Origin of the sequence: Rhodobacter capsulatus (assembly GCF_052363185.1) — a bacterium.
Classification (GTDB): Bacteria; Pseudomonadota; Alphaproteobacteria; order Rhodobacterales; family Rhodobacteraceae; genus Rhodobacter; species Rhodobacter capsulatus_E.
In genome coordinates this window covers 138,925-154,255 of the sequence record NZ_CP198955.1, presented here as the reverse complement: position 1 = coordinate 154,255, position 15,331 = coordinate 138,925, and the positions used below count along the sequence as shown (strand labels likewise).

At 65.4% G+C, this 15,331-nt stretch carries 18 protein-coding genes and 1 tRNA gene; 9 read left to right on the top strand and 10 right to left on the bottom strand.

The genetic code is table 11. The annotated features are described in order from the left end of the window. Window positions 1-73 precede the first annotated feature (73 nt). Both mtaB and dapF read right to left on the bottom strand, forming a co-directional pair. Complete coding sequence (mtaB, locus tag ACTTAG_RS00770) at window positions 74-1,333, bottom strand: tRNA (N(6)-L-threonylcarbamoyladenosine(37)-C(2))-methylthiotransferase MtaB (protein WP_444463747.1); 1,260 nt, start codon at window positions 1,331-1,333, stop codon at window positions 74-76. Then, window positions 1,330-2,166, bottom strand: coding sequence for a diaminopimelate epimerase (gene dapF / locus ACTTAG_RS00765; RefSeq protein ID WP_444463746.1), 837 nt, complete (start codon window positions 2,164-2,166; stop codon window positions 1,330-1,332). Before dapF ends, mtaB begins: the two co-directional genes overlap by 4 nt. A 105-nt stretch (window positions 2,167-2,271) precedes the next feature. On the opposite strand from dapF, the gene ACTTAG_RS00760 reads away from it, so the two are divergent. The 3 genes from ACTTAG_RS00760 (at window position 2,272) to msrA (ending at window position 3,387) form a co-directional block, all read left to right on the top strand. After that, a tRNA-Lys gene (locus tag ACTTAG_RS00760) sits at window positions 2,272-2,347 on the top strand. A gap of 91 nt (window positions 2,348-2,438) precedes the next feature. Then, window positions 2,439-2,885: a peptide-methionine (R)-S-oxide reductase MsrB gene (gene msrB, locus ACTTAG_RS00755; RefSeq protein ID WP_444463745.1), complete on the top strand. Its 447-nt coding sequence runs from the start codon at window positions 2,439-2,441 to the stop codon at window positions 2,883-2,885. Between the two features lie 4 nt (window positions 2,886-2,889). Further along, window positions 2,890-3,387, top strand: a complete 498-nt coding sequence (gene msrA, locus ACTTAG_RS00750; RefSeq protein ID WP_444463744.1) for a peptide-methionine (S)-S-oxide reductase MsrA — start codon at window positions 2,890-2,892, stop codon at window positions 3,385-3,387. On the opposite strand, the gene fliP is transcribed toward msrA, so the two are convergent. Genes fliP through fliF form a run of 4 tightly spaced genes read right to left on the bottom strand, consistent with a single transcriptional unit; the run spans window position 3,378 to window position 6,609 of the window. After that, window positions 3,378-4,100: a flagellar type III secretion system pore protein FliP gene (fliP, locus tag ACTTAG_RS00745; RefSeq protein ID WP_444463743.1), complete on the bottom strand. Its 723-nt coding sequence runs from the start codon at window positions 4,098-4,100 to the stop codon at window positions 3,378-3,380. The genes msrA and fliP overlap by 10 nt on opposite strands. 1 nt (window position 4,101) lies before the next feature. Further along, window positions 4,102-4,374: a FliM/FliN family flagellar motor switch protein gene (locus ACTTAG_RS00740; protein ID WP_444463742.1), complete on the bottom strand. Its 273-nt coding sequence runs from the start codon at window positions 4,372-4,374 to the stop codon at window positions 4,102-4,104. Then, window positions 4,367-4,972: a FliH/SctL family protein gene (locus tag ACTTAG_RS00735; RefSeq protein WP_444463740.1), complete on the bottom strand. Its 606-nt coding sequence runs from the start codon at window positions 4,970-4,972 to the stop codon at window positions 4,367-4,369. Before ACTTAG_RS00735 ends, ACTTAG_RS00740 begins: the two co-directional genes overlap by 8 nt. Beyond that, window positions 4,969-6,609, bottom strand: coding sequence for a flagellar basal-body MS-ring/collar protein FliF (gene fliF, locus ACTTAG_RS00730; RefSeq protein WP_444463739.1), 1,641 nt, complete (start codon window positions 6,607-6,609; stop codon window positions 4,969-4,971). The genes ACTTAG_RS00735 and fliF overlap by 4 nt, the downstream gene beginning before the upstream one ends. A 135-nt stretch (window positions 6,610-6,744) precedes the next feature. On the opposite strand from fliF, the gene ACTTAG_RS00725 reads away from it, so the two are divergent. The 6 genes from ACTTAG_RS00725 to ACTTAG_RS00700 all read left to right on the top strand — a co-directional run bounded on the left by ACTTAG_RS00725 (window position 6,745) and on the right by ACTTAG_RS00700 (window position 12,415). Continuing rightward, window positions 6,745-7,236 (top strand): flagellar basal body-associated FliL family protein, encoded by a 492-nt coding sequence (locus ACTTAG_RS00725; protein ID WP_444463738.1) that lies wholly within the window; start codon window positions 6,745-6,747, stop codon window positions 7,234-7,236. Between the two features lie 10 nt (window positions 7,237-7,246). Continuing rightward, window positions 7,247-7,636, top strand: coding sequence for a hypothetical protein (locus ACTTAG_RS00720; protein ID WP_444463737.1), 390 nt, complete (start codon window positions 7,247-7,249; stop codon window positions 7,634-7,636). After that, on the top strand, window positions 7,633-8,235 hold the full coding sequence (locus tag ACTTAG_RS00715) for a MotE family protein (protein WP_444463736.1): 603 nt from the start codon (window positions 7,633-7,635) through the stop codon (window positions 8,233-8,235). The genes ACTTAG_RS00720 and ACTTAG_RS00715 overlap by 4 nt, the downstream gene beginning before the upstream one ends. Window positions 8,236-8,296: 61 nt before the next feature. Next, on the top strand, window positions 8,297-9,166 hold the full coding sequence (gene motA, locus ACTTAG_RS00710) for a flagellar motor stator protein MotA (protein ID WP_444463735.1): 870 nt from the start codon (window positions 8,297-8,299) through the stop codon (window positions 9,164-9,166). Further along, window positions 9,163-11,409, top strand: coding sequence for a hypothetical protein (locus ACTTAG_RS00705; RefSeq protein WP_444463734.1), 2,247 nt, complete (start codon window positions 9,163-9,165; stop codon window positions 11,407-11,409). Before motA ends, ACTTAG_RS00705 begins: the two co-directional genes overlap by 4 nt. Before the next feature lie 115 nt (window positions 11,410-11,524). Beyond that, the gene (locus ACTTAG_RS00700; protein WP_444463733.1) at window positions 11,525-12,415 is read left to right on the top strand and encodes a ChuX/HutX family heme-like substrate-binding protein; all 891 of its coding nucleotides are present in this window, start codon (window positions 11,525-11,527) and stop codon (window positions 12,413-12,415) included. 3 nt (window positions 12,416-12,418) lie between these two features. On the opposite strand, the gene hemW is transcribed toward ACTTAG_RS00700, so the two are convergent. From hemW to rph, 4 genes are read right to left on the bottom strand one after another with little or no spacing between them, the layout of a single operon-like run. Further along, window positions 12,419-13,576: a radical SAM family heme chaperone HemW gene (hemW, locus tag ACTTAG_RS00695; RefSeq protein WP_444463732.1), complete on the bottom strand. Its 1,158-nt coding sequence runs from the start codon at window positions 13,574-13,576 to the stop codon at window positions 12,419-12,421. Beyond that, window positions 13,573-13,953, bottom strand: a complete 381-nt coding sequence (locus ACTTAG_RS00690) for a RidA family protein (RefSeq protein WP_444463731.1) — start codon at window positions 13,951-13,953, stop codon at window positions 13,573-13,575. Before ACTTAG_RS00690 ends, hemW begins: the two co-directional genes overlap by 4 nt. Next, window positions 13,950-14,561, bottom strand: coding sequence for an RdgB/HAM1 family non-canonical purine NTP pyrophosphatase (gene rdgB, locus ACTTAG_RS00685; RefSeq protein ID WP_444463730.1), 612 nt, complete (start codon window positions 14,559-14,561; stop codon window positions 13,950-13,952). Before rdgB ends, ACTTAG_RS00690 begins: the two co-directional genes overlap by 4 nt. Further along, entirely contained in the window at window positions 14,558-15,271 is a 714-nt protein-coding gene (gene rph / locus ACTTAG_RS00680; protein WP_444463729.1) for a ribonuclease PH, read from the bottom strand. The genes rdgB and rph overlap by 4 nt, the downstream gene beginning before the upstream one ends. Window positions 15,272-15,331 lie beyond the last annotated feature (60 nt).

Here is a 15,331-nt window from a genome sequence, read left to right as displayed (position 1 = left end):
GATTCGGAAAACAAAAGCCCCCGGCCCTTTATCTTGCCGAAAATATCCCGGGGTGCGGGGCAGAGCCCCGCTCTCAGGCCAGCAAACGGGCACCATCCTGCCCGGAAATGCGCAAGGACATCACCGTACCCTCAGGCATATCACGGTCGAACGACACTTCGGTGAAATATTCCGTTCTGCCAAGCCGCGGCCCCTCGGTCAGCACCTGCCGCAGCTGCCCCACCTCGGCCGTCAGATGCCGGACAAGCGCCGCATCACCCGCCGCGCGCAGCCGCGCCGCCCGGTCCTTGATCACGGGCCCCGCCACCCGCGGCATCCGCGCGGCGGGCGTGCCCTTGCGGGCCGAATAGGGGAAGACATGCAGGAAGGTCAGGCCGCAGTCGTCCACCAGCCGCAGGGAGTTTTCGAACATCTCCTCGGTTTCGGTCGGGAACCCGGCGATGATGTCGGCGCCAAAGACGATGCCGGGCCGCAGCCGCCGCGCCTCCTCGCAAAAGGCAATCGCATCGTCGCGCAGGTGCCGCCGCTTCATCCGCTTCAGAATCATGTCATCGCCATGCTGGAGCGACAGATGCAGATGCGGCATCAGCCGGGGCTCGGTCGCGATCGCCAGCATCAGGTTCTCGTCGGCCTCGATGCTGTCGATGGACGATATCCGCAGCCGCGCCAGATCCGGCACCAGCCGCAAGATCCGCATCACCAGATCGCCAAGCCGGGGCGCCCCCGGCAGATCCGCCCCCCACGACGTCAGATCGACCCCGGTCAGCACCACTTCGGCAAAGCCGCGATCCACCAGCCGCTTGATCTGCTCGACCACCACCCCCGCGGGCACAGAGCGAGAATTGCCGCGGCCAAAGGGGATGATGCAGAAAGTGCAGCGATGATCGCAGCCGTTTTGCACCTGCACATAGGCGCGGTGCCGGCCGAAGCCGTCGATCAGATGGCCCGCGGTTTCCTTGACCGAGAGGATGTCATCGACCATCATCCGCTCGGTTTCACCAATGAAATCAGCCCCTTTCGGCGTCAGCGCCGCCCAGGTCTCGGGCTGCATCTTTTCATGGTTGCCGACGACGCGGGTGACTTCGGTCATCGCGGCAAAGGTCTCGGGCTCGGTCTGCGCGGCGCAGCCGGTCACGATGATCGCCGCGCCGGGGTTTTCGCGCGCGAGCTTGCGGATCTCCTGCTTCGCCTTGCGCACGGCTTCCGCCGTCACGGCACAGGTGTTCACCACGACCGCCCCCGACAGACCGGCCTTCGCGGCCAGTTCCTTCATCGCCTCGGTCTCATAGGCGTTCAGCCTGCAGCCCAGCGTGGAAAAGACCGGCGGTTTCATAGCGCGGCAAGGAAGGCGGGGGACAGCTGCGCCTCGAAGACAAGCGCCGTCGGGCCGGTCATCCAGACGCCATCCGCGCGCCAGTCGATCTCCAGTCGCCCGCCATCGACATCGACGATCACCTGCCGCCCGGTCAGCCCGCGCAGATGCGCCGCCACCGCCGTCGCACAGGTTCCAGAGCCGCAGGCCAGCGTGATTCCCGCGCCGCGTTCCCACACCCGCATCCGCAGATGATCGGGACCGACAAGCGAGGCAAACTCGACATTGGTGCGCTCGGGGAAAAGCGGATGATGCTCGATCTTCGGGCCAAGGCCCGAAACATCGGCGGCCTCGGCATCCTCGACGAAGAAAACGCAATGCGGATTGCCCATGCCGACGGCGACAGGGTCCCCGGCAAGCGGCAGCGCCATCGGATCGGCGGCCACGGGAATCGCCGCCGCCTCCAGAATCGGGGCGCCCATGTTCACCGACACCAGCCCATCCGCCCGGCGCTCGGCCGCAAGCCGCCCGCGCGCTGTGGTCAGCGTGACCGAGGTCTTGCCCAGATCGCGCATCATCAGATCGGAAACGCAGCGCGTGGCATTGCCGCAGGCGCCCGCCTTCGATCCATCGGAATTCCAGAATTCCAGCGTGAAATCCGCCCCTTCGGCGGGCAGGATCACCGCAAGCTGATCAAAGCCGACACCGCGGTGCCGGTCACCCAGCGCCCGCGCCAGCGCTGCCGTGACGGGGTTTTCCCCCGTCCGCGCGTCGATCACGACGAAATCATTGCCAAGGCCGTGCATCTTCAAAAAACGCAGGCCGGTTTCGGGGGGGAGAGCACTCTGGTTCATGTGCGCCCTCTACACCCGGTGCAGAGTTTTTTCCAGTCATGCGATTTTTTCACGCTTTGGCCCTTGACCCCCCCGGCAGAGGCCAGTAGAGACCCCGCCAGTGATGGGCCGTTAGCTCAGTTGGTAGAGCAGCTGACTTTTAATCAGCGGGTCGCAGGTTCGAATCCTGCACGGCTCACCATCACTCTCCCTGCCGCGTATGAAAAGAAACAACCCCCTCGGGGGCTGGACTTTTCGCGCCCTCGGACCATCTGGGCCGCAGGAGGCCAAAGATGGACAAGACGTATCGCAAGACCCCCGAAGCGCTGGCGCGGCTGACGCCGGAACAATTCCGCGTGACGCAGGAAAGCGGCACCGAGCGCGCCTTTACCGGGGCATTCTGGAACACCACCGACCCCGGGCTTTATGTCGATGTGGTCTCGGGCGAGCCGCTGTTTTCCTCGCGCGACAAGTTCGAAAGCGGCTGCGGCTGGCCCTCGTTCACCCGGCCGGTCGTGCCCGCGCATGTGACCGAGCATCGCGACATCAGCCACGGCATGATCCGCACCGAGGTGCGCTCGGCCCATGGGGACAGCCATCTGGGCCATGTCTTCCCCGATGGCCCGCGCGACCGCGGCGGTCTGCGCTATTGCATCAACTCGGCCAGCTTGCGGTTCATTCCGAAAGATCGCATGGAGGCCGAGGGGTACGGCGACTGGCTGGCGGAACTGGAGGGCTGAGACGATGGAAAAGGCAATTCTGGCGGGCGGCTGCTTCTGGGGCATGCAGGATCTGATCCGCAAGCTGAAGGGCGTGATGTCGACCCGGGTCGGCTATTCGGGCGGCGATGTGGCGCAGGCCACCTATCGCAACCACGGCACCCATGCCGAGGCGATCGAGATCATCTTTGACCCGGCGCAGATCAGCTATCGGCGGCTGCTCGAATTCTTCTTTCAGATCCATGACCCGACGACGCCGAACCGGCAGGGCAATGACATCGGCCCGTCTTACCGCTCGGCGATCTTTTTTGTGGATGCAGAGCAGGAACGGATCGCGCGGGACACGATTGCCGATGTCGATGCCTCGGGCCTCTGGCCGGGCAAGGTGGTGACCGAGGTCGCCCCGGCCGGGCCGTTCTGGCAGGCCGAGCCGGAGCATCAGGATTATCTGGAGCGGATCCCGAACGGCTATACCTGCCACCGGATCCGCACGAACTGGGTGCTGCCGAAGCGTCAGGAATAACTGCGCACCAGCGCGCCCGAAAGCAGGACCCAGCCGTTCGCCACCACGAAGAAGGCCAGCTTGAACGGCAGGGCCACCACGGCGGGCGGCACCATCATCATCCCCATCGACATCAGGATCGCCGAAACGACAAGGTCGATGATCAGGAACGGCAGGAAGACCAGAAAGCCGATCTCGAAGGCGCGGGTGATTTCCGACAGCATGAAGGACGGAACCAGAATCGACAGCGGCGCCTCGCGCGCGGTGCCGCTGTAACTCGCGCCTTCGCGGATCGCGGCCAGTTGGGTGAAGGTCTCGGGATCGGTGCGGCCCGCCATGAAAATGCGGAACGGCTCCGCCCCCCGTTCAAAGGCGGTGGCGATGTCGATCTTTTGCGCGATCAGCGGCTCGATCCCGGCCTGATAGCTGGCCATGAAGGTCGGCTCCATCACGAACCAGGTCAGAAACAGCGCCAGGCTGATGATCAGCATGTTCGGCGGCGATTGCTGCAACCCCATCGCCTGGCGCAGAATCGACAGCACGGTGACGATGAAGGGAAAACAGGTCACCATGATCGCCAGACCCGGCGCCAGGCTGAGCAGCGTGATCCCCACGATCAGCAGCAGCGAGGAATTCGTCAGGCTTCCGTTCCCGCCCATGTCGAGCGTGATCTCCTGCGCGCCCGCAGGCGCCGCAAGGATCATTAACGTTAATACAAGGGCAAGAGCGCGCATGTCACAGCCCGTTCTGCAGATCGACGACCTCGGTCAGGCGGACAGCCAGCTGGCCGTTCGATTCGCCTTCCATTTCGGTCAGCTCGCCGCGGGCAATCAGCTTGTCGCCGACATAAAGCTCGACCGGGTCCTCGACCCGACGATCCAGCGGCAGGATCGAATCGCGCTTCATCCGCAGCAGATCGCGCACCAGCGGCCGGGCCTTGCCCACCGAAATGGTGATCTCGATCGGAACTTGCGAGAACGGGTTGCTGGACTGGGGGGTGTCATCCATGAGCGGCCTCCTGCTGGCTGGCGCTGAAATAGGTGTCGATGGCTTCCGCGATCAGCCGGATCACCCCGTCAAGGTCGATCCGGGTCTCGGTCTCGGCGAATTTGAGATAGACCTGACCCTCGCCAAGGGTCGGATCGCCTGCGAAGACAAGGGGCAGGCTGGACCGATTTCCCAGAACCTCCTCGATCAGCGGCAGGCTGAGCGGGCTGGCCAGAATGGTGATCGGCACCGAAGTCGCCGATTCGGCAAGCGGCTGCAGCTGTTCGGCCACCATCTGCGCCAGCGTCTGCCGCGCCATCGCGGGCAGCAGCTTGGCCGCGATATCGACCAGCAGCGGGCGCAAGGCCATCAGGATCTCCTGCCGCGCCTCGTGATAGGTGAAGGACAGCTCCTGCAGGTTCTGCCCGAGGTCCGAGCGCAGCTTGGTGCCCTCGGCCTCCTGCGCCGCAATCGCATCGTCCCAGCCGGCGGTGTAGCCCTTTTCAAAGGCCGCCAGACGTTCTTCCTCGAAGGCGCCCGGGTCGATCTCGATCTGCGGCGGCGGCGGCGGGGCCGGTTCCGCCTCGAAGGATTCCAGTTGGAGCCTGCTCCGGATCATGCCCGTTCCTCCGTCTCATCCATCCAGCTGCGCAGGATCTCGACCGATTCGGCCTGACGTTCCTCGATCAGCTTCTTCAGACGCGCCACCGGATCGCCGGGCTGGTCGGACCCGCCCATGCCGATGTCGCCGAAATTGCCGGTGCCCATCGTCATCGGCATGTCGCCCAGATCGAAATCGGAGACCACGTTCATCGACCCGATCGGCATGTCGGCATCGGCAATCTCGCCGGTCAGCGCCCGGCCGGTGCCTTCGTCCGAACCGATCATGCCGCCGGGCAGGTTCATCGCCCGTTCGGCCTCGGCCGCGGCGGCGCGTTGCGCCAGGATCGGCCGCATCACGAACAGGCCGAGGATCAGCGCCACGACCGCAAGGATCGCAATCTTGATCAGCTGCATCGCATCAAGCGGCGTCGCGGCAAAGAGGCTGCTTGTCGCTTCGGTGCCGGTCTCGGCGATCGGCTCGAAGGCCATCGAGCGGATGGTGATGACATCGCCGCGTTTCTCGTCGAAGCCCACGGCCGAGGCCACAAGCTCCTTCAGCGCCGCCAGTTCCTCGTCGGTGCGCGGGGTGATCGCACTGACGCCATTGGCATCCTTGCCCTCGACGCCATCGACCAGAACGGCCACGGTCAAGCGCTTGATATCGCCCGGATTGCGCAAGATCTCCCGGGTGGTTTCCGAAACCTCGAAATTGACCTGCTCGCGGGTCTCCGAGGCCTGGCTTTGCGATTTCCCGCCATTGGCGGCATCGCCCTGCGGCAGATTCGAGGCCACCGTCACCGGACCCGGCTTGGTGTCGTCGGATTTCTCGGAACGCTCCTGCGTTTCGGTCGAAATCGCCACCCGGCTGTCCGGTTCGATCCGCTTTTCGGTGATCGCCTCGCGCTCGGTCACGGTCTGCACCGAGACTTCGACCACCGCATTGCCATAGCCGACCCGCGCCTCCAGCAGCCGCTCGACATTGCGGCGCAGCTCCTCGGCGCGGTCATTCGCCGCCGGATTGAAGGCGTCATCGCCGGTCGAGATCAGCCCCGCCACCGAATCGATGATCGAGACATCATCCGGGCTCATCCCCTGAACCGCGGAAGAGACAAGGAATTTCAAGGCCTTGGCATGGGTCGGCGACAAGCCGCCCGAAGCCGTCGTCACGGTGACCGAGGCGGTCGGGTGATTTTCCTTGCGGAACGACTGCCCCGAGGGCGCGGCAATATGCACCCGCGCCGCGCGGATCATCGGATTGGCGACGATGGTGCGGGCCAGCTCGCCCTCTTTCGCGCGCCAATAGGCGGCATCGAACATCTGCGAGGTGGTGCCAAAGCCCGACAGCCCGTCGAGCAGCTCATAGCCCGCGCCGCCCGTTGCGGGCAGCCCTTCGCCCGCCAGCGCCATGCGCAATTCGTCGCGGCGTCCCGCCTCGACATAGATCGAATCGCCCCGGACCTCATAGGGCACGCTGCGCGCTTCAAGCGCCGTCACCACTTCACCGGCCCGCGGACCTTCAAGACCCGCGTAAAGCAGTGCCATTTCCGAGCGCGAGGCAAAGCTTGAAAGCGCCAATATGGCTGCAAACATGAGCATCGTCGCCCCGGCCACAAGCACGCGTCGCGTCGTGTCCAATCCCTGCCAAATGGCCATCAGTTGCTGCAAGACGCACCTCCTTCGAGCGGACTTCTGCCCCGTCGTCCTGCGCATCTTTCTCCGATCGCCCTTAACAATCGGTTAGTGGGTGCAAGGGTATAGCAGGGGAGATCGAAGAAATCGGGGACCGCCATGGCCGAGCCAGAAGCTGCAGGCGAAGAAACGCCAAAGAAGAAATCGAAGCTGCCGATCCTGATCGGGCTGGTGCTGATGCTCCTGCTTGGCGGGGGGGGATTCTATGCCGTCTATTCCGGCATGATTCTTGCGCCCGCGCATCCCGAAGGCGCCGCGGCCGAGGAGGAAACCCATGTCGAACCCACCGAGCCGAAGATCGCCTTCGTTGCGCTGGACCCGATGGTGATCTCGCTGCCCGAAGGTCCGGCGCGGCACCTGCGATTCTCGGCCCAGCTTGAAGTGCCGATCCTGAAGCAGAAAGAGGTCGAGCTGCTCAAGCCGCGGGTGATGGACGTGCTGAACGGCTTCCTGCGGGCGGTGGAAGTGAAGGATCTGGAAGACCCCGCGGCGCTTTTGCGGCTGCGCGCGCAGATGTTGCGCCGGGTCCAGATCGTTGTCGGCGAGGGCATGGTGAACGACCTGCTCGTGATCGAATTCGTGATGAACTAGGGAGAGCGAAATGCAGCTGATTGCGGATATTCTCATGGGTCTTGGCGCCTTGGGCGCCAGCGTCTACTGCATGGTGCTGGCGCGCAGGCTGAAGCGCTTCAACCAGCTTGAAAGCGGCATGGGCGGGGCGATTGCCGTGCTGTCGGCCCAGGTCGACGACATGACAAAGGCGCTGAACCGGGCCCAGGCCACGGCAGCCGCCTCGGCCGAGCAGCTGCGCAGTCTGACCGAACGGGCGGAACAGGGCGCCCAGCGGCTGGAACTGCTTCTGGCAATGCCGTCTCACCCCCCCGCCCCTGCCGCCGCGCCCGTGGCCCGGGCCGAGCCCGAGCCCGAACCGCAGCGCCACCGGGTTCTGCGGCGCCGGGTGCGTCCGTCCGATCTGGAGGCGGCGGAATGAAAGCGCCCCGTCCGGCCCCCGGCCCCGCGCCCCGGAAGCCGCGCAGAAGAATTGGTCGCGGCGCGCTGATGCTGATCGCCGCGCTGTTCGCGAGCTCGGCCCTGGTGCGATTCGGATCGGGCTTCGCTTTGGCGCTCGACAGTGCCGAAGCGACAGAGCCCGCGACCGAAACCGCCGCCTGCATCGACGATCAGGGCGTGATGGCGCTTTACACCGAAGTGCAGACGCGCGAGCGCAAACTGGCGGAGCGCGAAACGGTGCTGTCGGACCGGTCCAAGGCGATCGCCCTGGCCGAAAAGCGGATCGAGCAACGTCTTGCCTCGCTGGTCGAGGCCGAACAGAATCTGGCGCAGACCGTGACCATCGCCGACAAGGCCGCCGACGAAGACGTGACCCGGCTGGTCACCGTCTATGAAAACATGAAGCCGAAAGAGGCCGCGCCGCTGTTCTCGGCGATGGCGCCCGAATTCGCGGCGGGCTTCCTGTCGCGCATGCGCCCGGAAACCTCTGCGGCGGTGATGGCGGCGCTGGACCCCAAGGTAGCCTATACGATCAGCGTCATCATGGCCGGCCGCAATGCCGGAGCCCCGCAAAACTGATTCGAACAGCATTTGTTAAGCGAACTCTGCCAGTGTCTCGGCAAGAGCATGGAGAACTGCAATGATAGGCATCGTCGGGATCGTCATCATCTTCGCAATGGTGTTCGGCGGCTACGTCGCCGCGGGCGGCAAGATGGGGATCATCCTCAAAGCCCTGCCTTTCGAGATGATCATGATCGGCGGGGCGGCGGTCGGCGCTTTCGTGCTGTCCAATGACCTGCCGTCGATCAAGCACACGGTCAAGGACATCGGCAAGGTCTTCAAGGGGCCGAAATGGAAGCCCAGCGATTACCGCGACCTGCTGTGTCTGCTGTTCGAACTGATCCGGCTGGCCCGGCAAAATCCCGTCGCCATCGAAGAACATATCGAAGCCCCTGAAAATTCTTCGATTTTCGGAAAATACCCGAAGATCCTGCATGACCATGAAGCGGTGGAGATGATCTGCGACACGATGCGCTCGGCCTCGATGAACTATGATGATCCCCATCAGGTCGAGGAAGTGCTCGAAAAGCAGCTCGAGGCGAATTATCACCATGCGATGCATTCAAGCCATGCGATGCAGTCGGTGGCGGATGCCATGCCCGCGCTTGGCATCGTGGCCGCGGTGCTCGGGGTGATCAAGACCATGGCCTCGATCGACCAGCCGCCGGAAATCCTGGGCAAGATGATCGGCGGCGCGCTGGTGGGGACCTTCCTCGGCGTGTTCCTCGCCTATGGTTTCATCGGCCCCTTCGCGACCCGGATCAAGGCGGTGGTCGACGAGGACAGCCATTTCTACAAGCTGATCCGCGAGGTTCTGGTGGCCAACCTGCACAACCACGCCACCAACATCTGCATCGAGGTGGGGCGTCAGAACACCCCGCATCACATCCGCCCCAGTTTCTCGGAACTTGAAGAGGCCCTCAAGGCGGTGAAGACGGAGGCGGCATGACGCGGTTCATCCTCGCCCTCGCGGCGATGCTGATCGCCGGGGCACCGGCCGCGGCGCAGCAGATCGCGGTCCGCTCCGGCGAACATGACACTTTCTCCCGTCTCGTCTTCATGCTGCCGCCGGGCACCGCCTGGAGCACGGAGCGGGTGGCCGGTGGCTATCGGCTGACGACACCGGGGCGGGAGACCCGGTTCGATCTGTCGCGGGTCTTCGACCTGATCCCGAAAACGCGGATCCTGTCGGTCACGGCAGATGTGGACGCGCGCTCGGTGTTCATCGAAACGTCGCCATCGGTGCGTCTTGAATCCTTCCCTTTGCCGATCGGCGCCGCGGTGATCGACATCGTGGACGGGGCCGAACCGGATGCCCCCGCTCCGATGCCCCCGGCGCCGCAAAGCTTCCGTCCCACGCCGAATCGCACTTATCTGGACCTCTACTGGTCGAAACCGCTGCCGGAGGCACCGGAAGACCCGGCGCAACCGATCGCCCGGACAACGCCCGCATCCCCCACCGCGCCGCTCGCCTTGCCGGATGCACGGGTGACGACGGCGGAGCAAAGCCTCATCGACCAGCTCGGGCGGGCCGCCTCGCAGGGGCTGATCACGATGGAATTGCCGAGACCCCAGGCCGCCCCCGCCGAGACCCCGGACCAGACCGGGCCGCAAGCACCTGAGGACGCCACGGCAGAGGAAGCCCCGAGCCTGGCGCTGCAATCGGAAACGGTGATCGATCGTGACACGGCCTCGGTCTTTGCCCGGCATCAGCTGTCCGACACCGGGCACAGTTGCCCCCCGGATCAGGAGTTCGACGTGCTGTCGTGGCAAAACGACAAGCCCGTCGTGGATCAGCTTACCGAGGCGCGCCGCGATCTGGTGGGGGAATTCGACCGCCCCCGCACCGAGGCCGTGCTGAACCTGGCACGGGTCTACATCGCCTTCGGCTTCGGCGCCGAAGCCAAGGCCGCCCTGCGCAGCTTCGGCATAAGCCCCGAGGAGGCGGGGATGTTGCCGATCATGGCGGATATCGTCGACGGCACGCCGCCGCCGCCGGAAACCGGCCTGTCGGGTCTTGCCGCCTGCGACGGCAAGGTCGCGCTCTGGGCGGTGCTGGCGCTCAAGGAAGCGCCGCGCAAGCAGGATGTGAACTTCGGCGCGGTCCTGCGCGCCTATTCCGCCTTGCCGCCCAATATCCGCGCGCTCGTCGGTCCCGCGCTCAGCGCCCGGCTGATCGACATGGGCGCGCCCGATGTGGCGACCACCGTGCGCTCGATGCTGGCCCGCGCTCCGGAAAACCATCAGGCGACGCTTGCACAGATCGACGCGCAGATCGAACTGAGCGCCGGACGCAAGGAAGAGGCCACACGGCTGCTTGACGGGCTGGCGCAATCGGACACGCCCGTCGCGGCGGACTCCCTGATCACGTCGATCGAGACGAAGCTGTCGCTGGGCGCGGCGATTCCCGCGGCCGATGTCGACAATGCCGGCGCGCTCGGGCGACAAATGCGCGGGTCCGAAACCGGGGCACGGCTGATGCGGGCGGAAGTTCTCGGGCTGGGCTCGACCGCGCGTTTCGACGAAGCCTTCCGCGCCCTGCAAAGCTGGGATGCGTCAGACTTCGGAACGGTCAAGCGCTCGGCGGTGGATGGCCTTGCCGCCCTTCTGGGCAAGGTTCCCGATGACGGGATCTTCATCGAGACCTTCTTCCGGCATCGCGACCAGATCGACCCGGGGGCGCTTGCGGAAAGCGTGCAGATCGCCTTGGCCAACCGGCTCTCGGCGACCGGGTTCTGGCAATCGGCGCGCGACATCCTGTCGGTCGAGACGCGTCGCAGCCCCGACGGGCGGCTGGCGCTGGCGCGGGCGGCGCTGGTCGGCCGGGATGCGGCGGCAGCCTATTCCTACATCGGCGATCTGCCCGGCGAAGAGGCCGCGACCCTCCGCGGCGAGGCGATGAGCATGCTGGGCAAGCATAACACCGCCGCAGGCGAATTCGCCGATGCCGGAAAGCCGCAGGCACAGATCGAGGAATCCTGGCGCGCGGGGGACTGGACCACCGTCGCGCAATACGGCTCGGAAAACCAGAAACGATTCGTCGAACTCTTTGCGCCGGAAACGGTCCCCCCCGCGCAATCCGAAGAGGTGGCGCCGCTTGGCCCGCTGGCGCGGGCGCAGCAATTGATCACCCAAAGCCAATCCGAACGGGAGGCGTTCGACAAGCTGATGCAGGAGTTGCAACCGCAGTGACGCGGCGCAGGGTGCGAATTGCCGCGCCCCGCCCGCGACACCCAGACGGAGCTTTCGATCGGCGCGCGACTGGGCTAGCTCTGGACGCGATCCGTCGTCCATCGGAAGGCCCGCCATGACCCCAGAGCAGATCCGCACCGCCCGCGCCAAGAAACCGAGGATCTATGCCCGGGACTTCGCCGAGGCGCACGGCCTTTGCGAAGCCGCGCTTTGCGCCGCCTTCGTCGGCATCTCCGCCACCCGAATCACGGCCGATCCGGATCGGATCATGCCGGGTCTGGCCGCGCTGGGTCAGGTCATGGCCTTGACCCGCAATGACAGTTGCGTTCTGGAAAAGGTCGGCTGCTATGACAGCTACCAGCCCGGCAAGATCCCCCGGATCGTCAACCCGCCGATCGACCTGGAGATGGCGCCTGCGCATTGGCAACATGCTTTCGCCTGTGACGAGGCCGGGCCGAAGGGGCCGAAACGCTCGATCCAGATCTTTGACGCGGCGGGCGCGGCGGTGCACAAGATCCATCTGCGCGAGGAAACGAAGGCCGAGGCCTGGGCGCCGCTGGTCGCTTCGCTGCGGCTGGCGGATCAGGCGCAGACCTTCGATCCCGCGTCCACCGATCCGGGCGTCGATCTCTGGGCGGATCTGAGCCCGGTTGCCCCCCTGCACGACGGCCGCCTTCCCGCGCGTCGGCTGACCAAAGGCGCGATCGAGCGGCTGATGCTGCGCGCCGCCGAAACCGCCGTGCCGGTGCGGTTCGCCGTCGGCAATCCCGGCTGCATCGAGCATCATTCCGGTGTGATTGTCCGGGTGCTGGAGGCCGGGCCCTGGATCAACGTCCTCGATCCGGGGCTGGAACTGCATCTGCGCATGGATCACATGGCCGAAATCTGGGCCCATCCCGATGGTGCGGTGGATGCCTTCGGGGATCGGGGGCAGCTGATCGTGCGGATGTCGGGGACGGAAGGCTGGGCCGATCTCTTGGCAGCCGAGGGCGATTTCCAGCCCTGAGCCTCAGGGCATCAGCTCGCGAATCACCGCATTGAGCACCGCACGCCCCTGTGCCGTCGCCCGGATACGCCCGCCTTCCCGGGCGATCATCCCCATCGCCTCCAGATCGGCCAGGGCCTGCGCGGGCAGCGCCTGCCCGGAAAGCCGTTCATAGCGGGCCGGGTCGATCCCCTCGGCCAGCCGCAGCCCGAACAGCAGGAATTCCGTCGCCTGTTCCTGCCGGTCCAGCGGCTCCCGCGGCAATTCGCCGTTACCCCGGCCCTCGACCCGGTCCAGCCAGTCCGCGGGAGCTTTCGGCGCCTCTGTCGCGTGACGGAGACCGCCCAGCGTCAGCCGCCCATGCGCGCCGGGGCCGATCCCGGCATAATCGCCATAGCGCCAGTAAACGAGGTTGTGCCGACATTCGGCGCCGGGCCGGGCATGGTTCGACACCTCATAGGCGGGCAGCCCGGCCGCATCGCAGATCTCCTGCGTTTTCAGATACATGTCGGCGGCCAGATCATCCTCGGGCAGATCCCGCAACTTGCCCGCCGCAAAAAGCCGCCCGAAAGCCGTGCCGTCCTCGATCGTCAGCTGGTAAAGCGAGAAGTGATCGACGGCCATCGAGAGCGCCCCGCGCAATTCGCGCGCCCAATCGTCCAAGCTTTGCCCCTGCCGCGCATAGATCAGATCGAAGCTGACGCGGGGAAAATGCGCCCGGGCGATATCAAAGGCCGCCCGGCCCTCGGCCGCGGTATGCATCCGACCCAGACGGCGCAGGCTTTCGTCCTCCATCGCCTGCATGCCCATCGACAGCCGGGTCACCCCCGCCTGCGCAAAGGCGCGAAACTTGCCCGCGTCGATGCTGGTCGGATTGGCTTCAAGCGTGATTTCCAGATCATTCGCCGTGGGCCAGGTGGCGCGCAGCCGGTCGATCACCGCCGCCACCGTCTCGGGCGCCATCAAGGACGGCGTGCCCCCCCCGAAAAACACCGTGTTCAGCACGCGGCCCGGCGTTTCGGCGCCGATCCGGTCGATTTCCGCGAGGTAAGCCCGCAGCCAGCGATCATGGTCGATCGTCGCCGCAACATGGCTGTTGAAGTCGCAATAGGGGCATTTGGCGGCACAAAAGGGCCAATGGAGGTAAAGGCCAAAGCCCCCGTGCCGCCAGTCGTCACTCATCCTTTGAAGGCCGTGACTTCGATCTCGATCTTCATCGCCGGATTGACCAGTCCCGCCACGATCATCGTTGCCGCCGGACGGATCTCGCCGAAGGTGGCCGAAAGCGCCGGGATGATCTCTTCCATATAGGCGGCATCGGTGATGATGTAATTCGCCCGCACGACGTTCTCGAGCCCGAAGCCCGCGCCTTCCAGCACCGATTTGATCGTGGCCAGCGTATTCTGCGCCTGTTCCAGCACCGACTCGGGGAAGGTCTTCGTCACCGGATCAACGCCGGTCGTGCCCGCGACAAAGCACCAGTCGCCCTGCACCACGGCGCGGGAATAGCCAAGCTTCGGTTCATAGGGCGAGCCGCCCGAGATATTGACACGAGTCATTTTGCCTCCATGACCTTGACGAATTTGCGGAACGCATCCGCACGGTGGGAAATCTCGTTCTTTTGCGCGGGGTCCATTTCCGCGAAGGTCACGTCGAACCCCTCGGGCTGGAACATCGGATCATAGCCGTGCCCCTGCGCGCCGCGCATCGGCCAGACCAGCTGCCCCTCGGCTTTGCCCTCGAACACCTCGTCATGGCCATCAGGCCAGGCCAGAACCAGGGTTGAGCGGAACCGGGCCTTGCGCGGGAAGGGGGCATTCTTCGCCTCGCATTCCGCCCAGGTCCGGGTCATCGCCTGGACGAAATCGCGGCCATTCGGCGTCTCCGCCCAATCCGCGGTGTAAACGCCCGGGGCGCCATCCAGCGCGTCAACCTCGATCCCGCTGTCATCGGACAGCGCGGGCAGCCCGGTCGCCTTCGCCGCCGCATGCGCCTTGATCCGCGCATTGCCGACAAAGGTCGTCTCGGTCTCGGCCGGTTCGGGCAGGTTCATTTCCCCAGCACCGACGACCTCGACCCCGTAAGGGGCCAGAAGATCGCTCATTTCCGCCAGCTTGCCCTTGTTGTGGGTCGCGACCAGAAGGCGCTTTTCGGTGAAAGCCCTCATGCGATCGCCGCCTTTTGCGCCGCCACCAGCTGCGCCACCCCGGCCTCGGCCAGATCGAGCAATTTCCCCATCTGCTCGCGCGAGAAGGTCGAGCCCTCGGCGGTCATCTGCACCTCGACCAGACGGCCGCGCCCGGTCAGGATGAAGTTGCCATCCACGCCGGCCTCGGAATCCTCGGCATAATCCAGATCGGCGATCGGCTGCCCGGCATAGATGCCGCAGGAAATCGCCGCCACATGGTCGATGATCGGATCGGACACGATCAGCCCCGATTTCAGAAGCTTGTTCACCGCAATGCGCAGCGCCACCCAACCGCCGGTGATCGAGGCGCAACGGGTGCCGCCATCGGCCTGCAGCACGTCACAGTCCACCACGATCTGCCGCTCGCCCAGCGCGGACCGGTCGATCCCCGCACGCAAAGCCCGGCCGATCAGACGCTGGATTTCCTGCGTGCGGCCCGATTGCTTGCCCGCCGCCGCCTCGCGCCGATTGCGCGAATTCGTCGCGCGCGGCAGCATCCCGTATTCCGCCGTCACCCAACCGAGGCCCGAGCCCTTGAGGAACGAGGGCGCCTTGTCCTCGATCGTCGCGGTGCACAGAACATGGGTGTCCCCCATCTTGATCAGCACCGAGCCTTCGGCATGTTTCGTCACGCCGGTTTCGATGGAAATGGAACGGATATCGGCAAGATTGCGGCCAGAGGGGCGCATGGGCTGTCCTTTCGCTGGATTTGACCCCATTTGAAACGGCAGAAGACCCGATGCAACCCC

Excerpts from the sequence above, each read along its gene's own strand:
- mtaB (WP_444463747.1), bottom strand. The coding sequence starts at position 1,333 with ATGAAACCGCCGGTCTTTTCCACGCTGGGCTGCAGGCTGAACGCCTAT.
- dapF (WP_444463746.1), bottom strand. The coding sequence starts at position 2,166 with ATGAACCAGAGTGCTCTCCCCCCCGAAACCGGCCTGCGTTTTTTGAAG.
- msrB (WP_444463745.1), top strand. The coding sequence starts at position 2,439 with ATGGACAAGACGTATCGCAAGACCCCCGAAGCGCTGGCGCGGCTGACG.
- msrA (WP_444463744.1), top strand. The coding sequence starts at position 2,890 with ATGGAAAAGGCAATTCTGGCGGGCGGCTGCTTCTGGGGCATGCAGGAT.
- fliP (WP_444463743.1), bottom strand. The coding sequence starts at position 4,100 with ATGCGCGCTCTTGCCCTTGTATTAACGTTAATGATCCTTGCGGCGCCT.
- ACTTAG_RS00740 (WP_444463742.1), bottom strand. The coding sequence starts at position 4,374 with ATGGATGACACCCCCCAGTCCAGCAACCCGTTCTCGCAAGTTCCGATC.
- ACTTAG_RS00735 (WP_444463740.1), bottom strand. The coding sequence starts at position 4,972 with ATGATCCGGAGCAGGCTCCAACTGGAATCCTTCGAGGCGGAACCGGCC.
- fliF (WP_444463739.1), bottom strand. The coding sequence starts at position 6,609 with ATGGCCATTTGGCAGGGATTGGACACGACGCGACGCGTGCTTGTGGCC.
- ACTTAG_RS00725 (WP_444463738.1), top strand. The coding sequence starts at position 6,745 with ATGGCCGAGCCAGAAGCTGCAGGCGAAGAAACGCCAAAGAAGAAATCG.
- ACTTAG_RS00720 (WP_444463737.1), top strand. The coding sequence starts at position 7,247 with ATGCAGCTGATTGCGGATATTCTCATGGGTCTTGGCGCCTTGGGCGCC.
- ACTTAG_RS00715 (WP_444463736.1), top strand. The coding sequence starts at position 7,633 with ATGAAAGCGCCCCGTCCGGCCCCCGGCCCCGCGCCCCGGAAGCCGCGC.
- motA (WP_444463735.1), top strand. The coding sequence starts at position 8,297 with ATGATAGGCATCGTCGGGATCGTCATCATCTTCGCAATGGTGTTCGGC.
- ACTTAG_RS00705 (WP_444463734.1), top strand. The coding sequence starts at position 9,163 with ATGACGCGGTTCATCCTCGCCCTCGCGGCGATGCTGATCGCCGGGGCA.
- ACTTAG_RS00700 (WP_444463733.1), top strand. The coding sequence starts at position 11,525 with ATGACCCCAGAGCAGATCCGCACCGCCCGCGCCAAGAAACCGAGGATC.
- hemW (WP_444463732.1), bottom strand. The coding sequence starts at position 13,576 with ATGAGTGACGACTGGCGGCACGGGGGCTTTGGCCTTTACCTCCATTGG.
- ACTTAG_RS00690 (WP_444463731.1), bottom strand. The coding sequence starts at position 13,953 with ATGACTCGTGTCAATATCTCGGGCGGCTCGCCCTATGAACCGAAGCTT.
- rdgB (WP_444463730.1), bottom strand. The coding sequence starts at position 14,561 with ATGAGGGCTTTCACCGAAAAGCGCCTTCTGGTCGCGACCCACAACAAG.
- rph (WP_444463729.1), bottom strand. The coding sequence starts at position 15,271 with ATGCGCCCCTCTGGCCGCAATCTTGCCGATATCCGTTCCATTTCCATC.